This window comes from Pseudomonas monachiensis, assembly GCF_047345015.1.
GTDB lineage: Bacteria > Pseudomonadota > Gammaproteobacteria > Pseudomonadales > Pseudomonadaceae > Aquipseudomonas > Aquipseudomonas monachiensis.
The window spans coordinates 2,167,501-2,185,238 of record NZ_CP178857.1 but is presented as its reverse complement, the minus strand read 5'-3'; the positions used below and the strand labels follow the sequence as shown (position 1 = coordinate 2,185,238).

12 protein-coding genes, 2 tRNA genes and 3 rRNA genes (1 of these 17 running past the window's edge) are annotated in these 17,738 nt (G+C 59.4%); 8 read left to right on the top strand and 9 right to left on the bottom strand.

All coding sequences use genetic code 11. The features are described 5' to 3' along the window. Positions 1-285: 285 nt before the first annotated feature. Positions 286-3,090: an ATP-binding protein gene (locus tag ACMDB8_RS09870; protein ID WP_409079458.1), complete on the top strand. Its 2,805-nt coding sequence runs from the start codon at positions 286-288 to the stop codon at positions 3,088-3,090. Here the strand turns inward: ACMDB8_RS09870 and ACMDB8_RS09865 are convergent. Further along, positions 3,055-4,539 carry an ATP-binding protein gene (locus ACMDB8_RS09865; protein WP_056723457.1) on the bottom strand — a complete coding sequence of 495 codons (1,485 nt, stop codon included), beginning with the start codon at positions 4,537-4,539 and terminating at the stop codon, positions 3,055-3,057. The genes ACMDB8_RS09870 and ACMDB8_RS09865 overlap by 36 nt on opposite strands. 151 nt (positions 4,540-4,690) lie before the next feature. Beyond that, on the bottom strand, positions 4,691-5,641 hold the full coding sequence (locus tag ACMDB8_RS09860) for a GlxA family transcriptional regulator (protein WP_056723455.1): 951 nt from the start codon (positions 5,639-5,641) through the stop codon (positions 4,691-4,693). Between the two features lie 333 nt (positions 5,642-5,974). Between ACMDB8_RS09860 and ACMDB8_RS09855 the strand changes: the two genes are divergently transcribed. Further along, on the top strand, positions 5,975-6,697 hold the full coding sequence (locus tag ACMDB8_RS09855; RefSeq protein ID WP_409079459.1) for a pirin family protein: 723 nt from the start codon (positions 5,975-5,977) through the stop codon (positions 6,695-6,697). A gap of 53 nt (positions 6,698-6,750) precedes the next feature. Here the strand turns inward: ACMDB8_RS09855 and ACMDB8_RS09850 are convergent, their stop codons facing one another. Then, positions 6,751-7,626 (bottom strand): LysR family transcriptional regulator, encoded by an 876-nt coding sequence (locus ACMDB8_RS09850; RefSeq protein ID WP_056723452.1) that lies wholly within the window; start codon positions 7,624-7,626, stop codon positions 6,751-6,753. Between the two features lie 112 nt (positions 7,627-7,738). Here ACMDB8_RS09850 and ACMDB8_RS09845 point away from each other — a divergent pair, with 112 nt between their 5' ends. Continuing rightward, positions 7,739-8,962, top strand: a complete 1,224-nt coding sequence (locus ACMDB8_RS09845) for a YbfB/YjiJ family MFS transporter (protein ID WP_409079460.1) — start codon at positions 7,739-7,741, stop codon at positions 8,960-8,962. 83 nt (positions 8,963-9,045) lie between these two features. On the opposite strand, the gene ACMDB8_RS09840 is transcribed toward ACMDB8_RS09845, so the two are convergent. Next, complete coding sequence (locus ACMDB8_RS09840; RefSeq protein WP_056723448.1) at positions 9,046-10,098, bottom strand: AraC family transcriptional regulator; 1,053 nt, start codon at positions 10,096-10,098, stop codon at positions 9,046-9,048. A 163-nt stretch (positions 10,099-10,261) separates the two neighbouring features. Between ACMDB8_RS09840 and ACMDB8_RS09835 the strand changes: the two genes are divergently transcribed. From ACMDB8_RS09835 to ACMDB8_RS09815, 5 genes are all read left to right on the top strand, one after another. After that, positions 10,262-11,113, top strand: coding sequence for a 3-hydroxybutyryl-CoA dehydrogenase (locus ACMDB8_RS09835; protein ID WP_056723446.1), 852 nt, complete (start codon positions 10,262-10,264; stop codon positions 11,111-11,113). Beyond that, the gene (locus ACMDB8_RS09830; protein WP_056723444.1) at positions 11,100-11,759 is read left to right on the top strand and encodes a TetR/AcrR family transcriptional regulator; all 660 of its coding nucleotides are present in this window, start codon (positions 11,100-11,102) and stop codon (positions 11,757-11,759) included. The genes ACMDB8_RS09835 and ACMDB8_RS09830 overlap by 14 nt, the downstream gene beginning before the upstream one ends. Positions 11,760-11,848: 89 nt before the next feature. Then, positions 11,849-12,262 (top strand): VOC family protein, encoded by a 414-nt coding sequence (locus tag ACMDB8_RS09825; RefSeq protein ID WP_056723442.1) that lies wholly within the window; start codon positions 11,849-11,851, stop codon positions 12,260-12,262. Between the two features lie 138 nt (positions 12,263-12,400). After that, positions 12,401-12,829 carry a hypothetical protein gene (locus tag ACMDB8_RS09820; protein ID WP_056723439.1) on the top strand — a complete coding sequence of 143 codons (429 nt, stop codon included), beginning with the start codon at positions 12,401-12,403 and terminating at the stop codon, positions 12,827-12,829. Positions 12,830-12,876: 47 nt separating this feature from the next. Continuing rightward, complete coding sequence (locus tag ACMDB8_RS09815) at positions 12,877-13,629, top strand: hypothetical protein (RefSeq protein ID WP_223542235.1); 753 nt, start codon at positions 12,877-12,879, stop codon at positions 13,627-13,629. Between the two features lie 64 nt (positions 13,630-13,693). Here ACMDB8_RS09815 and rrf read toward each other — a convergent pair. From rrf to ACMDB8_RS09790, 5 genes are all read right to left on the bottom strand, one after another. Next, positions 13,694-13,809 (bottom strand): 5S ribosomal RNA (gene rrf / locus ACMDB8_RS09810). Between the two features lie 169 nt (positions 13,810-13,978). Then, positions 13,979-16,870, bottom strand: a 23S ribosomal RNA gene (locus tag ACMDB8_RS09805). Between the two features lie 234 nt (positions 16,871-17,104). Further along, a tRNA-Ala gene (locus ACMDB8_RS09800) sits at positions 17,105-17,180 on the bottom strand. 10 nt (positions 17,181-17,190) lie between these two features. Beyond that, a tRNA-Ile gene (locus tag ACMDB8_RS09795) sits at positions 17,191-17,267 on the bottom strand. Positions 17,268-17,389: 122 nt separating this feature from the next. Continuing rightward, a 16S ribosomal RNA gene (locus ACMDB8_RS09790) occupies positions 17,390-17,738 on the bottom strand (it continues 1,188 nt past the right edge of the window). Together the 16S, 23S and 5S rRNA genes with 2 tRNA genes alongside form the textbook arrangement of a ribosomal RNA operon.

The window sequence follows — 17,738 nt, the reverse complement described above, 5'->3', positions numbered from 1 at the left end:
GACATTTCATCCCTGCCTTCAGTGGAAGTTGAAGAAGGAGAGTTTTGGACGCAGAGCGGACGCAGGACGAGTTAAACGTTGTTAATTTTCCTTGGCGCGCAAAAAGCCCCGGCACGTCCTGCCCATCTGTCGCACCCAATGTTTTCGGGACCGACAGCCACTGGCCGATACGCTAGAGTCAATGCCTGCCCCTTCAGTCACCCGGGCGGCGCATTGCGCTCTGTAACAAACCTGAGGAATATGCTCGAAAACCGCGTACTAGACGGATGCAGCAGGAGCGACTCGTTGACCCTTTCCCCCGAACAGGCTGTGCATTTCGGTCCCTACCGGGTCTACCCCGACCAACGCCTGGTGATGGAGGCCGACCAGCCTTTACGCCTGGGCCGACGCGCCATGGACATCCTGTTGATCCTGCTTGAGCACGCCGGCAACGTGGTCAGCAAGCAGCAACTGATCGCTCGGGTCTGGCCCAACAGCGTGGTCGAAGACATCAACCTGCGGGTGCACATGGCCGCGTTGCGCAAGGCGCTCGGCGACGGTCAGGCCGGCCAGCGCTACATCGTCACCGTGGCCCAGCGCGGGTACAGCTTCGTCGCACCGCACTCACTGGACCAGGCCGAGCAACTGTCGGCGCCCACCGCCCCCACGCCGGGCCGGCATAACCTGCCGGTGCGTCGCACGCGCATGATCGGCCGGCGGACGCTGGTCGACAATCTGGTGGTGCAACTGCCACGCCAGCGCTTCATCACCCTCGTCGGCCCCGGCGGCATCGGCAAGACCACCGTGGCCTTGCGAGTCGCCGAGCAAATGATCGGTCGTTACCCGGACGGCATTCGCCTGCTGGACCTGGCCCCGATCAACTGCCCGCTGATGATCGACGGCCACCTGGCGACATTGCTCGAACTGGCCCTGCACGACGACCAGCCCCTGGGCGGTCTTGCCGACTGTCTGCGCGACAGGCGAATGCTGTTGGTCATCGACAACTGCGAACACCTGGTCGACGCCATCGCCCAGCTCTGCGAAAACATTCTGCGCAGTGCGCCGCACGTGCATATTCTCGCCACCAGCCGCGAGAGCCTGCGGGCCGAAGGGGAATTCGTCCAGCGCCTGGAATCACTCGACTGCCCGCCGCCCATCGCCGTCCTCGACCGCGCCCAGGCCATGACCTTTTCCGCCCTGCAACTGTTTGTCGAGCGGGCCATGGCCAGCCATGACAGCTTTGAACTGACGGACGATGAGCTGCCGCTGTTGATCGAGATCTGCCACCGACTGGATGGCATTCCACTGGCCATCGAACTGGCGGCGGCGCAGGTGGGCAACTTCGGATTGCCCGGCTTGCTGGCGCAACTGCAAAGCAGCTTTCGGGTGTTGACCCAGCCCTGCCAGACGCCCCTGGCACGCCATCAGACTCTGCGCGCGACACTGGACTGGAGCTTCGAGCTGCTCAGCGCCTGCGAAAAGACCTGCCTGCGCCGACTCAGTGTGTTTCGCGGCAGCTTCACCCTGGAGTCGGCAGCGGCGGTGATTGTCGGCGAACACATCGAACCCCGCGAAGTGTTCGGCTCGATCACCCAACTGGTCGCCAAGTCCCTGTTGAACGTCGAGGTGGGCGACGAGGATGTCTTCTACCGCCAGCTCGACACCACCCGCAGCTATGCCCTGGAACAACTCGGGCAAACCACCGACCTGCCCGGCACTCGGGAGCGGCATGCCGAACGTTGCCTGGCGCTGATGCAACAGGCGCAGGACGACTGGGAGAAAACCCCGACCGGCCTGTGGCTCGAACGCTATGGTCGGGCCCTGGAGGACATCCGCGCGGCCCTCGATTGGGGTTTGCACGCGCAAGGGCCGCAGGCACTGGCGATACGCCTGGCCGCGGCGTCCACGCCCCTGTGGCAGGAGCTGTCACTGCTCAAGGAACACGGCGGTTATGTGCGCAAGGCGCTGGCCCTGCTCGAACAGTCTGCCCAACCTTGCCCGCGCTTGCAGATGGCTCTCAAGCTGGCCCTGGGCAGTGCCTGTTATCACGCTCAAGGCGCCAGCGCCGAAACCATTGGCGCGTTTGTCAGTGCCAGAGTCCTGGCCAGCCGACTCAATGATGTGGCCGGTCAGTTGCGGGCGATTTCCGGACACCTGACGGTCAATCTCAGTTGCGGCCAATACCAGATGGCCCTGGAACAGAGCCGGCAATTCGATCGGCTGGGGCTGCATGACGACGCCCTGATGTCCCTGAGCATGCATCGTTTGCGGGTGCTCGCCCTGCACTTCTGCGGCGATCAGCAACAAGCCGGCGAGCATGCCGAACAGGTGCTGCAACGCATGGCCCAGAGCGGTCATCTCAACCGTTTCACCCATGGCTTCGGCGTGCAATACGACCAGAGCGTCGCGGCGCTGACCATCCACGCACGCATCCTCTGGCTGCAAGGCCAACCGGAACAGGCCTGGCGCGCAGCCCGGCAGGCACTGGACATCGCGCTGCAGATCAACCACGGCACGTCGATCTGCTACACCCTGGCGCTCGCCGGCTGCCTGATCGCCCACTACAACGGCGACACCCGCAGCGCCCGCGAACTCCTGCGCCTGCTGCTGCAACAGGCGCAGAAACACTCGGTGCTGCTGTTCCATGACTGGGCGCAACACTACGCGCGGGTGATCGGCGGCACCGAGGTGCAGCCCATCGGTCGACAAAGCGTCGGTTTGATCAAGGACATCATGGTCACGCTGGATTCAACCTGTGTCGACCATGATCTGCTCGAACGTGCGCAAAGCGGTGTTTCGGACTGGAGCACGGCGGAGATTCTGCGGGCCTGGGCCAGCACGTTGCTGGCAACGGATTGCCCGGTCAAAGCCGCGACGGCAGAAACCGTGCTGCTCAAGGCACTCAACGTGGCAAAGACCCAGGGTGCCCTGGCCTGGGAGCTGCGTAGCGCCACCTCGCTGGCGCAACTGTGGCAGCGTCAGGGACACAGCCAAAGGGCGTATGACCTGCTGGCCCCGATCTACCAGCGCTACACCGAAGGGTTCGCCACGCCCGACTTGATGTCCGTTCGCCGGCTACTCGACGAGTTGCAATGCCACCTGCCCGCCTGAAGGCCGGCTCGTTTGACTGACGTAACCGGCATAACGCGTTTCAAGGGCGCGCAACTCACCACTGTGTTCGAGTTTTTCCAGGGCGTAGGTGCGGGTGGTGTTGAGGAATCGGTAACGGGTCACACCACCGCCCTGCTCCTGGGACAGCAGTGATTTGAGTGTGAGGTTGTCCAGCACCTCGATCAGTTCGACGACCGGCAACGCGTCGCAGCTGATCACCCCTATCGCGGCATCCTGGGTAAAAGCCATCTTGAACACCGCCAGTCGCTGCAGCACGGTTTGCTCTACGGCAGTCAACCGTTCGTAGCTCCAGTCCAGCGCAGCCTTGAGCGTCTGGTGCCGGGGCACGGCCGTGCGGCGACCCTGGGACAGCAACTGAAAACAGTTATCGAGTTGCGCTTGCAACCCCACCAGCGCCAGCGCATCGATTTGCGCCGCCGCCAACTCAATCGCCAGCGGCAGGCCATCGAGGCGTCGGCAGATTTCCCGTACGGTCTTGAGGTCTTGCTCACGCAGGGTGAACCCTTGCTGACGAGTTCGGGCACGGCTGACGAGCAACTGCACCGCCGAATAGCCCATGACCTCGGCAACACTGCGCAGCGCGGACGCCGGCGGCACCGCCAGCGGTGGCAGACGCATGACGGTTTCGCCCGCTGCCTTGAGCGGCTCGCGGCTGGTGGCGAGGATCGACAGTCGCGGCAGCGCAGCCAGCAGCGTCTCGATCAACGTCCGGCAGCGTTCGAGCAGGTGTTCGCAGTTGTCCAGGACCAACAAGGCATGCCGCTGCGCCAGCGCCTCCAGCGTGGTACCGACTTCCAGCCCAAGGGTTTGTGTGAGGTGATCGGTCACGTGCGCCGGGTCTTCGATCGCCGCCAGGTCGACCAGCCACACACCGTGCCGATAGTGCTCCAACAACAGTTCGGCCACGCGCAGCGCCACGGTGGTCTTGCCGATCCCGCAAGGCCCGGCCAGGGTCATGAATCGGCGCACCGGCAACTGCCGCACGAGGCTGCCGACAACCGCATCGCGCCCGGTGATCGGCGTGAGCCGCGCCGGCAAGTTGTGCAGGGGCTTTTTCAAGGTCTCGCTCGGGAACGCTACGGGCTGCGGCGAATGCTGTACCGAGGCGACAAAACTGTAGCCGCGCTGGGGAATATTGACGATGTAGCACTGGCCGTTCTGCCCGTCGCCCAAGGCGCGGCGCAGGGCGGCAATGTGCACACGCAGGTTGATCTCTTCGACCACGGAGCACGGCCAGACCTGCGCAATCAACTCTTGCTTGCTGACCACCGAGCCTGCGTGCTCGACCAGCACCTGCAACACGTCAAGGGCGCGGCCGCCCAGGCGCAGCGGTCGATCGCCCTGCAGCACCAGTCGCTGACTGAGGTGGAAAGCGTAGGGTCCGAATTGCAGCACCGCTTCGCTGTTCAAATCTCTGAGGCTGTTCATGGGCTGTCACCCGCGGCAATCCTGGTTTCCAGCCCAGGCTCCGCACCGTCCTTGCAATGAGTTCAGCGGTATCTTGGCAGGCCTCGGTGACGGTACAACTGCCACGGGGGGAGCGTCACGGCCATTGCGGTGCGCATGACGGACACGCGCGCTAGCTGAACTGCTCGCGGTATTGGGTCGGGGTCAGGCCGAGTTTCTCACTGAACAGAAAACGCATGTGCCGCACGCTGCCGAAGCCGCTTTTGAAGGCCACGGTCTTGAGCGGCAACTCGCTGGTTTCCAACAGGTTCCTGGCGCAGTCGATGCGTGCGCTTTGCAGAAACTCCATCGGCGTCATGTTCACTTCCCGGGCGAACACCCTGGCGAAATGACGCGGGCTCATGTTGGCCAGACCGGCCATGCGTTCGATGCTGTAGGTCTCATCCAGATGTTCGAGCACATGGTTCTGCACTCGGGTAATCGCCGTTTCATGAGGGGCCACCGCCGCCATCAACGGGCTGAACTGCGCCTGCCCACCCTGGCGTTTCATGACCACCAGCAACACCTTGGCCACGTCCTGGGCGACTTTCTTGCCGTGGTCCTGGGCTACCACCGACAAGGCCAGGTCGATCCCCGCGGTGACGCCACCGGACGTGATCAGGTTGCGGTCCTGGACGAAGATCTGATCGGTCTCGACGGTCGCTTTCGGAAAGCCCTTGATCAGCCGCTCGGTGTAGTGCCAGTGCGTGGTGACGCGATAGCCGTCGAGCAAACCCGCATGCCCCAACACGAACGCCCCGGTGCAGATCGAGCCAAAAGCGGCGGACCGGCTGACGTTGTGCCGGAGCCAGTCGAGCAATGGCGGATGCCTTTCGTTGTAGGCACCGGGACCACCGGGCACCAACAGCAAATCAAAACCCTCGCAGGCCTGGTCGATGTGCCGGTCGGCGTGCACGCTCACGCCATTGGACGCCCGCAATGCGCCGGGCTCGGTGCCGATGGTCGACAGCACGTAGTGATCGTCGGGTTTCAGGTATCGATTGGCGATGGAAAACACTTCCATGGGTCCGGCCATGTCGAGCAGGAGAAAGTCGGGAAACAGCACCATTGCCACGGTTTTCATGGATTGGAATTCACTGGGATCAATAGGGTCGGCACACCAATCCTTGTGGGAGCGGGCTTGCTCGCGAAGGCAGTGTGTCATTCACCATCATTTAGCCTGACACGACGCCTTCGCGAGCAAGTCGAATCGTCGCACCGCCGCTCCCACAGGATTCTTGCCATGCATTATGGCTAAGTACAACGTAAAGGTTGGAAAAGAATAGCTGATTCGCCCTCATAAACTGTCAACCTGTTCGAGACAGTATTTCAATTTTCATCTACTTATTGCACCAGCCAGTAACCATTAACCTTCTCCTCACTCGGACGAATTCACGTCCCCACAGGAGATTTCATCATGCTGACTCTTCGCAAAGCCTCGGATCGTGGCCTGGCCAATCACGGCTGGTTGAAGTCGTTCCATACCTTTTCCTTCGCCAGCTATCGCAACCCGAAAGAGCAGGGCTTTTCCGACCTGTTGGTGATCAACGACGACCGTGTGGCCGCCGGCAAAGGCTTCGGCCAGCACCCGCACCGCGACATGGAGATTTTCTCCTATGTGCTTGAAGGTGCCCTGGAACACAAGGACACCCTGGGCACCGGTTCGGTGATCCGCCCCGGCGACGTGCAACTGATGAGCGCAGGCAGCGGCGTGGCTCACAGTGAGTTCAACCACTCGAGCACCCGGGCGGTGCACTTTCTGCAGATCTGGATCGTGCCCGACGTCAGCGGCGCCAAACCGCGTTATCAGCAAGAGCATTTCAGCACCCAGAAGAAACGCGGACGCCTGCAACTGATCATCTCGCCGGACGGTGCCAAGGGTTCGCTCAAGGTGCGTCAGGATGCACGGGTGTATGCCGGCCTGATCGACGGCAAGGAAAGCGCCACCCTGGAGCTCGCCGCCAACCGCTACGCGTATGTGCACGTGGCCCGGGGCAGCGTCGAACTCAACGGTGTGCTGTTGCAGGAAGGCGACGGTGTGCGGGTTCGTGATGAACAGATGCTGACCTTGAGCAACGGCGTGGATGCTGAAGTGCTGGTGTTCGACCTGCGCCCACAGGAACTGCCGCAAATGCCATAACACCTTTGTGGGAGCGAGCCTGCTCGCTCCCACAGGATTTGTGCCACCTGGAATTACTCGCCGGTCCCGGCGAACCCCGCGACAATCTCATCGATCACCGCCCGGACCCTGGCCGTATGCCGCAGGTCCGCGTGGGTCACCAGCCAGATGTCATAGGGCATCGGACGCGAGCGTTCCGGCCACAACCTGACCAACCCCTCCTTCTCCCCGATGTACACCGGAATCTCTCCGACTCCGATCCCCGCCGCAATCGACCGACGCACCAGCAGGCTGGAACTGAGGCTCGCGACAATCCGCCCGCGCGCCACCGGTTCCGAGACCAGCGTCAGGTCCTTGTTGCCCTGCAAGTACGGCTGATACACCACCAGGTCATGCCCGGCGAACGCCGAGCCCGGCTCCGGCACGCCGTGGGCGTCGACATAGGCTTGCGAGGCAAACAGCCCTACCGGCCAACGGGCGATACGCCGGGCAATCAGGTCAGGGTTTTCCGGCCGGGTGTTGCGTACGGCGATGTCCGCTTCGCGTTTTGCCAGGCTGAGAATCTGCGTGGTGGCGTCCAGTTGCACCCGTACATCCGGGTGTTGCCGATGCAAACGGGCAATCGCCGGGATCAGGAAATCAATCGCCAGGGAGTCGGTGGTACTGACCCGAACCGTGCCGGTCAAGCGATCGTCCAGGCCCTGGATCTGGCGCTCCAGCTCCAGCGCCGAATGCTCCATTTTCTCCACGGCCTTGAGTGCCGCTTCGCCGACAGCCGTCAGCGCATAACCTTCGGATGTGCGCAGGAACAAGGTCGCACTCAATGACTTTTCCAGCGCCGTGATGCGCCGGCCGACCGTGGCCTGGTCGACCCCCAACACCCGCGCCGCACCACGCAACGTGGATTCGCGGCAAACCGCGAGAAATACCCGGGCGTCATCCCAATTCATCACGTTCTCCTGACGATGCAATTACGCATCAGCATAGCGCGTAATCGCTGCATTAATGCTTCGTAAAACCTCGATATGCTGAAGGCCAGAGTGACCCTACAGGACAATGCACATGCACAGTTCATCGCCTCCCCTTACCCCGGCGCCCGGCGCGATCTGGCTGCCGATCTTCGCCGGCCTCTGCGCCAGCCTGGTCAGCATCGGCCTGGCGCGCTTCGCCTACACGCCACTGATTCCCTCGCTGATCCAGGCCCACTGGTTTTCCGCCAGTGACGTGGTGTACCTCGGCGCCGCCAATCTGGTGGGGTACCTGATCGGCGCACTGATCGGCCATCCCCTGGCACGCCGGACCTCGAACAAGACCGCCCTGCGCCTGATGATGCTGGCGGTGACCCTGGCGTTTTTCGCCTGTGGCTTTCCGTTGTCGGTGAGTTGGTTCTTCGGCTGGCGCCTGCTGTCGGGGATTGCCGGTGGCGCGATCATGGTGTTGGTGGCGGCCACCGTATTGCCCCGGGTCCCGGCGGCCCGCAAAGGCCTGGCCAGCGGCGCGATATTCCTGGGTATCGGCCTGGGCATCGCCGGGTCGGGGACGATCGTACCGCCACTGCTGAGCCTCGGCTTGCAGCAAACCTGGTTCGGCCTGGGCCTGCTGGCCTTGATCCTCACGGCTGCCAGTTGGTTTGGCTGGCCGACAACTGCGCACCCGACTACCGCAACGCCGTCGAATGCACCGTCGTCCCCCACCGACCCGAACGTTTACCTGCTGTTCGCCCAATACGCATTCATGGCGGCCGGGTTGGTGCCGGCCATGGTGTTCCTGGTGGATTACGTCGCCCGTGGGCTCAATGCCGGGGCACATGTCGGCGCGCTGATCTGGGTGATGTACGGCCTGGGCGCGATTATCGGGCCGGTGAGCTACGGCTTTCTGGCAGACCATCTGGGCGCGAAAACCGGTATCCGCATCGTGCTGGTGCTGCAGGCGCTGGCAGTCGGCCTTTTATCGATCAGCAGTTCGTTCGTGGCGCTGGCTTTACTGGCGGTGATCCTCGGCTCCTTCCCCCCAGGCATCGTGCCGCTGGCGTTGGCGCGGGTGCATGAACTGATCCCCGGGCATCATCAGCAACAGGTTGCCTGGAGTCGCGCCACCGTGTCGTTCGCTACTTTCCAGGCGCTCTCGGGGTTCGCTTACTCGGTGCTGTTCAACGCCAGTGGCGGCCATCATGCCTTGATGTTCGTGATTGCCGCCGGCGCCATCGTTGTAGCGCTGTTGCTGGAACTGGGCAGCCGACTGCTCAGTCGCTCGACCGAATCCTTGACGCTCAATGCAGGTAAATGAAATGACACTCCCGCAGACCATGACCCTGATCGAAATCACCGAACCCGGTGGCCCTGAAGTCCTGCTACCGGACCGACAATGGCTCAGGGCTCGCAGGGTTCCTGAAGGATGGCGGCCCCTGCGCCCTGCTCCCCCTGATAACGGGCGCGATAGCGCCCGGGGCTTTCCCCGGTCCACTTCTTGAACGCCCGATGGAAGGCGCTGGGTTCCTGGAACCCCAGTTGCTCGGCGATATCGCTGATGCTCGCATCGCTCTGACGCAGTTGTTCAAAGGCCACGCCTCGGCGTACTTCGTCCTTGATTTCCTGATAGGAACAGCCTTCACGCTCCAGTTTGCGGCGGAAGGTGCTGGGGCTCAGGTGCTGTTCCAGGGCAAAGGCCTGCAACGTCGGCCACTCGCTGTAATGACTGCCGCGCAAGCGCTGATGGACCTGGGATGCCAGTCCGTGCTGGTTACGGAAGCGGATCACCAGCCATTGTGGCGCTGTACGCAGGAACACTTTCAGCGACGCCAGGTCTTGAGCCACTGGCAGGCGCAAGTAGTGACTGGCAAATTCGATTTCGGTGCGCTCGGCACCAAAGGTCAGGTTGGGGCCCCAAAGCAGGCGGTCGTCACCCAGCGACAGGCGCGAATGGCGGAAGTCCGCACGATCAATGGGAATGCGCCGCCCGCCCAGCCAGCACAGCAGACTGATCATCAACACCAGGAAGGTTTCTTCACCAAACCGGCTGGCGTCGTTGTCCGTCGAGCGGGTTTCAAGGCTGATCACCGCACGCTTGCCACGCACCGCGAGCGAGCCGCGAAAGTCTCGCAGGAACAAGCCGAAGTTGGCCAGGCATTGACGCATGGCCTTGTGCAGATCGGGCTCCTGAATCAGGGCACGGCAAATCAGGGCGAAACTGCCCGGCGGCATGCCATGGGAGTCGAGCCCGAAAAACTCATCGTCGAGCTCGCGGATCTGGATCAGCCACAACGCCGCAAACGCGTTGGCCGGCACCCGCGCCGTGGGTTGGTGCATGACCGCCGGATCAATGCCCGCCTGTTCGAGCACGGCCGTCACGCGCTGCGGATCATCCCTCAGCCCATGGATCATTGCCTGCACGAAATAGGCGGCAACCGAGTCCTTTTCCCGCATTGGTTCGCTTCTCTCTCATCACCCGAATGGCAAAAAACATCAGTGCCGTTGAACAGTTTTGGCATAGGACAACCGCCCTGCCGGCTCTAGACTCGCGGCAATAGTACGCCTTCGGCCGCCGTCGCGGCCAAGGTATCGCAGGGTTTGATCGAAGGATGGGAAGATGAATCTGCAAAACATCGGAGTGATCGGTGCGGGCACCATGGGCAACGGTATCGCGCAAGTCTGCGCCATGGCCGGTTTCAACGTGACCTTGCTGGACATATCCGAAAGCGCTTTGCAAAAAGCCGTCGCAACGGTCGGTAAAAACCTGGACCGGCAGATCGCCAGGCAAACCCTGACGGTGGAGCAGAAACAGGCCACCCTCGACAAAATTCGCATCAGCACCGATTACAGCGTCCTGGGTGACGCGCAACTGGTCATCGAAGCGGCCACTGAAAATCTGGACCTGAAACTGCGTGTGCTGCAACAGATCGCCGCGCAGGTCAGCAACGAATGCGTCATTGCCTCCAATACCTCGTCGCTGTCGATCACCCAACTCGCCGCCAGTGTCAGCCAGCCTGAGCGCTTCATCGGCCTGCATTTCTTCAACCCGGTGCCGGTGATGGGCCTGATCGAAGTCATCCGTGGCCTGCAAACCAGTGACGTGACCCACCAACTGGCGCTGGACATGGCGACCACTCTAGGCAAAACCGCGATTACGGCGGGTAACCGTCCGGGATTCGTGGTCAACCGGATCCTGGTGCCGATGATCAACGAAGCGATCCTGGTGTTCCAGGAAGGCCTGGCCAGCGCCGAAGACATCGACGCCGGCATGCGCCTGGGCTGCAACCAGCCTATCGGCCCATTGGCCCTGGCGGACCTGATCGGCCTGGACACCCTGTTGTCGATCCTCGAAGCCTTCTATGACGGTTTCAACGACAGCAAATATCGCCCGGCGCCACTGCTCAAGGAAATGGTCGCCGCCGGTTACCTGGGACGCAAAACGGGGCGCGGCTTCCATGCCTATGCCTGAGCGTTGCTCGCGCTTTGCCGAGTACCGGGACAAGGTCCTGGAGCTGTTTGCCTGCAAGGGGTTCGGCCAGGTCGGCATGCGCGAGCTCGCGACGTGCCTGGGGCTCTCCCCGGGCTCGCTGTATCACCATTACCCCAGCAAACAGCATCTGCTGCTCGACCTGATCGAGGAATTCTACGAGGAACTGTTGGCTACCCTGGGACGTATCCAGCAAAAAGCCCCGGGCAAGCGCGACAAGCTCAACAGCCTGATCCGCGCCCATCTGAACCTGTATCGGGAGATGCCTTGGCATTTCCGCCTGGTGGAGCGCGACAGCGGTTGCCTGAACGAAGAGCAGCAGGCTCGGGTCCGGCAATTGCGCGAGCAATACGAACGCACGTTGCTGAGGATGCTGGGCGCGAAGTCGCGTTTCAGCGAGCAAGGTCAGCTGGCGGCCGGGCATGCCATTGGCGCCCTGCTCAACAGCGCTCCCAGCTGGCTGACGCCACATGTGCTGGACGAGCAGGAACGTGATGAGCTGCTCGAGAGCATGGTCAGCGGTGCCATCGAACGTGTGCTGGCGCCACGGCGCGTGCCGGAGGCGATAAGCCTCGCGCGTCCTATTGAAAAAACATCTAAAGAAACACAAGCTTCGACAAAGATTTAGCGCTTTGCTTGTCGGCTCGACACAATCGGAATTCGCCGAAAAAACCGGCGTCCAAACCGATGTATGCACTCGAACACCTGGAGCCGACCATGAAAATCAATCCCTACCTTATCTTCAACGGCGACTGCAAAGCGGCCTTCACGTTCTACGCGCAGTGCCTGCAAGGTCAGATCGAAGCCATGTTGACCTTCGGCGAAACGCCGGCTGGTGAACATTTCCCCAAGGATCTGCACAACCTGATCATCCATACCCGTCTGATCGTGGGCGATCAGGCGATCATGGGGTCGGACACCACACCGGATCGCCCCGTGGATAAAATGAGTGCCTGTTCGATTTCACTCAACGTCGACAGCATTGCCGAGGCCGAGCGGGTCTTCAATGCGCTGGCGAACGGTGGCTCTGTGCAAATGCCACTGGAGACCACGTTCTGGGCGGCGCGCTTCGGCATGCTGGTCGACCGCTTTGGTGTGTCGTGGATGGTCAATTGCGAAAAGGATCAGTGAAAGACCTCAGTCGATTGACCGTCTTCAAGGCACTAAAAAGCCCAACCTGAAAAGGTTGGGCGTTCTGGCAACTCCCGGCCCGTCTGCTACCGTCAACTAGCCACATGGATAGCAGCGAACCAGAGGAGCGAACCCACTATGCCGGCCCACGACCTGTCCTGGCCCACCCGTTTCAAATGCTTGCTACTGGCCGGTGGACTGATCACCGGCCTGCTGACCCTCAATGGCTGCGCCACTGTCGACGCACAGACCACCGCGTATGTCGGCGTAGAACATCCAGCACCGACATCGCCGGACCATGTAGTCGTGCTGCGCTCGGAGCCTCTGCGTCCGCATGTGCGCCTGGGTGAAGTGTTGATCGACGCCAGCATCGACCCCGCCCCGCCGATTACCGAAGTCGAACAGAAGCTGCGGGAAGAGTCCGCCAAACTCGGTGGCGATGCTGTGGTGGTGGTCTATGACCACATTCAGGCGGTGGGTGCCTATGCCAGCGGGCCGCTGTGGGCTCGCGACGTGACGACCATCGAAGGACGCAAACTCAAGGGCATCGTGATCAAGTACCAGTAGATATCTCCCCTGGAAGACAGCGTCAACGGAGGTTGAATTTGAATGACGTGGTGATCGCCCTCATCGTTTTCGCCTGTCTGTCCGCCAGCGCACTGCTGGGCTCGTACGTGAGGGAGCGATTACCGAGCCATCATCTGAGCGACGACTCCGTGGCGGTGGTGAAGCTGGCCACCGGCCTCATCGCAACGATGTCGGCGCTGGTTCTCGGCCTGCTCGTTTCCTCTGCCAAAGGCACATTCGATACGGCCAATGCCGAACTGGAGGGCGCTGCGGCGAAAGTGGTTCAATTCGACCGCTTGCTGGCCCGCTACGGCACCGACACCCAGGGCATCCGCACCGAACTCAAGCACAACTACGCCGAAGTCACCCGAGTACTCGCGACCCGCGACCACCATCAGATTGCAGAACTCGATAGCCCCGAAATGATCCGTCGCTCCGAAGGCCTGCAACGCCAGGTCGAATCACTGACGCCTGGCAACGATGATCAGCGCACGCTGAAAGCCTCGGCATTGCAAGACATGGACACCGTGTTTGCCGCCCGCTGGCTGACCCTGTTGCAGGCCAATCAATCGATTCCACCGGTGATGCTGGTGATCCTGGTGACGTGGCTGGGGATTATCTTCGGCTCATTCGGTCTGTTTGCACCCTGCAACGGCACCATTGTCGCCGTATTGCTGATGTGTGCCTTGTCGACGGGGGCAACCATCCTGCTGGTAGAGGAACTCAATCGACCGCTTGATGGTTTTATCTGTGTGTCACTGGATCCCCTGGAGCACACGCTGGAGCGGTTGGGGCAGTAATTTCATTTCCTGCGGACAAAAACAAAACCCCAACTGCTTTCGCAATTGGGGTTTCGGAATTTAATCTTGACGATGACCTACTCTCACATGGGGAAACCCCACACTACCATCGGCGATGCATCGTTTCACTGCTGAGTTCGGGATGGGATCAGGTGGTTCCAACGCTCTATGGTCGTCAAGAAATTCGGGTACTGAGTCGTGACCGGATGGCCTCGCTTCAGCAAATTGGGTATGCGATAGTTTGGTGTTTTGTGAGTATCTCGAACTTTCGGTTCGTTTCGTCTTCACACACCGCAATCTGGCCTCTTTCGTTTCTTCAACTAGGAGCAGCAAATTGCTTGGGTGTTATATGGTCAAGCCTCACGGGCAATTAGTATTGGTTAGCTCAACGCCTCACAGCGCTTACACACCCAACCTATCAACGTCGTAGTCTTCGACGGCCCTTCAGGGGACTCAAGGTCCCAGTGAGATCTCATCTTGAGGCAAGTTTCCCGCTTAGATGCTTTCAGCGGTTATCTTTTCCGAACATAGCTACCCGGCAATGCCACTGGCGTGACAACCGGAACACCAGAGGTTCGTCCACTCCGGTCCTCTCGTACTAGGAGCAGCCCCTCTCAAATCTCAAACGTCCACGGCAGATAGGGACCGAACTGTCTCACGACGTTCTAAACCCAGCTCGCGTACCACTTTAAATGGCGAACAGCCATACCCTTGGGACCGGCTTCAGCCCCAGGATGTGATGAGCCGACATCGAGGTGCCAAACACCGCCGTCGATATGAACTCTTGGGCGGTATCAGCCTGTTATCCCCGGAGTACCTTTTATCCGTTGAGCGATGGCCCTTCCATACAGAACCACCGGATCACTAAGACCTACTTTCGTACCTGCTCGACGTGTCTGTCTCGCAGTCAAGCGCGCTTTTGCCTTTATACTCTACGACCGATTTCCGACCGGTCTGAGCGCACCTTCGTACTCCTCCGTTACTCTTTAGGAGGAGACCGCCCCAGTCAAACTACCCACCATACACTGTCCTCGATCCGGATAACGGACCTGAGTTAGAACCTCAAAGTTGCCAGGGTGGTATTTCAAGGTTGGCTCCACGCGAACTGGCGTCCACGCTTCAAAGCCTCCCACCTATCCTACACAAGCAAATTCAAAGTCCAGTGCAAAGCTATAGTAAAGGTTCACGGGGTCTTTCCGTCTAGCCGCGGATACACTGCATCTTCACAGCGATTTCAATTTCACTGAGTCTCGGGTGGAGACAGCGCCGCCATCGTTACGCCATTCGTGCAGGTCGGAACTTACCCGACAAGGAATTTCGCTACCTTAGGACCGTTATAGTTACGGCCGCCGTTTACCGGGGCTTCGATCAAGAGCTTCGCGTTAGCTAACCCCATCAATTAACCTTCCGGCACCGGGCAGGCGTCACACCCTATACGTCCACTTTCGTGTTTGCAGAGTGCTGTGTTTTTAATAAACAGTCGCAGCGGCCTGGTATCTTCGACCGGCGTGGGCTTACGGAGCAAGTCCTTCACCCTCACCGGCGCACCTTCTCCCGAAGTTACGGTGCCATTTTGCCTAGTTCCTTCACCCGAGTTCTCTCAAGCGCCTTGGTATTCTCTACCCAACCACCTGTGTCGGTTTGGGGTACGGTTCCTGGTTACCTGAAGCTTAGAAGCTTTTCTTGGAAGCATGGCATCAACCACTTCGTGTTCTAAAAGAACACTCGTCATCAGCTCTCGGCCTTAGAATCCCGGATTTACCTAAGATTCCAGCCTACCACCTTAAACTTGGACAACCAACGCCAAGCTGGCCTAGCCTTCTCCGTCCCTCCATCGCAATAACCAGAAGTACAGGAATATTAACCTGTTTTCCATCGACTACGCTTTTCAGCCTCGCCTTAGGGACCGACTAACCCTGCGTCGATTAACGTTGCGCAGGAAACCTTGGTCTTTCGGCGTGGGTGTTTTTCACACCCATTGTCGTTACTCATGTCAGCATTCGCACTTCTGATACCTCCAGCAAGCTTCTCAACTCACCTTCACAGGCTTACAGAACGCTCCTCTACCGCATCACCTAAGTGATACCCGTAGCTTCGGTGTATGGTTTGAGCCCCGTTACATCTTCCGCGCAGGCCGACTCGACTAGTGAGCTATTACGCTTTCTTTAAAGGGTGGCTGCTTCTAAGCCAACCTCCTAGCTGTCTAAGCCTTCCCACATCGTTTCCCACTTAACCATAACTTTGGGACCTTAGCTGACGGTCTGGGTTGTTTCCCTTTTCACGACGGACGTTAGCACCCGCCGTGTGTCTCCCATGCTCGGCACTTGTAGGTATTCGGAGTTTGCATCGGTTTGGTAAGTCGGGATGACCCCCTAGCCGAAACAGTGCTCTACCCCCTACAGTGATACATGAGGCGCTACCTAAATAGCTTTCGAGGAGAACCAGCTATCTCCGAGCTTGATTAGCCTTTCACTCCGATCCACAGGTCATCCGCTAACTTTTCAACGGTAGTCGGTTCGGTCCTCCAGTCAGTGTTACCTAACCTTCAACCTGCCCATGGATAGATCGCCCGGTTTCGGGTCTATTCCCAGCGACTAGACGCCCTATTAAGACTCGCTTTCGCTACGCCTCCCCTATTCGGTTAAGCTCGCCACTGAAAATAAGTCGCTGACCCATTATACAAAAGGTACGCAGTCACCCAACAAAGTGGGCTCCCACTGCTTGTACGCATACGGTTTCAGGATCTATTTCACTCCCCTCTCCGGGGTTCTTTTCGCCTTTCCCTCACGGTACTAGTTCACTATCGGTCAGTCAGTAGTATTTAGCCTTGGAGGATGGTCCCCCCATATTCAGACAAAGTTTCTCGTGCTCCGTCCTACTCGATTTCATGACCAAGAGATTTTCGCGTACAGGGCTATCACCCACTATGGCCGCACTTTCCAGAGCGTTCCGCTAATCTCAAAGCCACTTAAGGGCTAGTCCCCGTTCGCTCGCCACTACTAAGGGAATCTCGGTTGATTTCTTTTCCTCAGGGTACTTAGATGTTTCAGTTCCCCTGGTTCGCCTCTTGCACCTATGTATTCAGTACAAGATAACCATCTTATGATGGCTGGGTTCCCCCATTCAGACATCTCCGGATCAAAGTCTGTTTGCCGACTCCCCGAAGCTTTTCGCAGGCTACCACGTCTTTCATCGCCTCTGACTGCCAAGGCATCCACCGTATGCGCTTCTTCACTTGACCATATAACCCCAAGCAATCTGGTTATACTATGAAGACGACATTCGCCGAAAATTCGATTGAGCTCCTAAGAGCAACTCACAAATTTTACCTTAGCCTGATCCGTTACCAGTGAAAGTAACGTTCAGTCTATCTTTCTATCACATACCCAAATTTTTAAAGAACGATCTAATCAAAAGACTAGAAATCAATATTCACATCGGAATACTCATTTCTAAACTTTCAGAAGCAGTTATATGGTGGAGCCAAACGGGATCGAACCGTTGACCTCCTGCGTGCAAGGCAGGCGCTCTCCCAGCTGAGCTATGGCCCCATAACAAAATTGGTGGGTCTGGGCAGATTCGAACTGCCGACCTCACCCTTATCAGGGGTGCGCTCTAACCAACTGAGCTACAGACCCAATTTCGAGCGCGTAACTGTTAGCTTGGAGCTATCAGCTTGGAGCTTAAAGCTGCTTCTATCGTCTTCTTCAATGAATCAAGCAATTCGTGTGGGAACTTATGGAGCAGCTGAGTCGTCGATTAAGGAGGTGATCCAGCCGCAGGTTCCCCTACGGCTACCTTGTTACGACTTCACCCCAGTCATGAATCACACCGTGGTAACCGTCCTCCCGAAGGTTAGACTAGCTACTTCTGGTGCAACCCACTCCCATGGTGTGACGGGCGGTGTGTACAAGGCCCGGGAACGTATTCACCGCGACATTCTGATTCGCGATTACTAGCGATTCCGACTTCACGCAGTCGAGTTGCAGACTGCGATCCGGACTACGATCGGTTTTGTGGGATTAGCTCCACCTCGCGGCTTGGCAACCCTCTGTACCGACCATTGTAGCACGTGTGTAGCCCAGGCCGTAAGGGCCATGATGACTTGA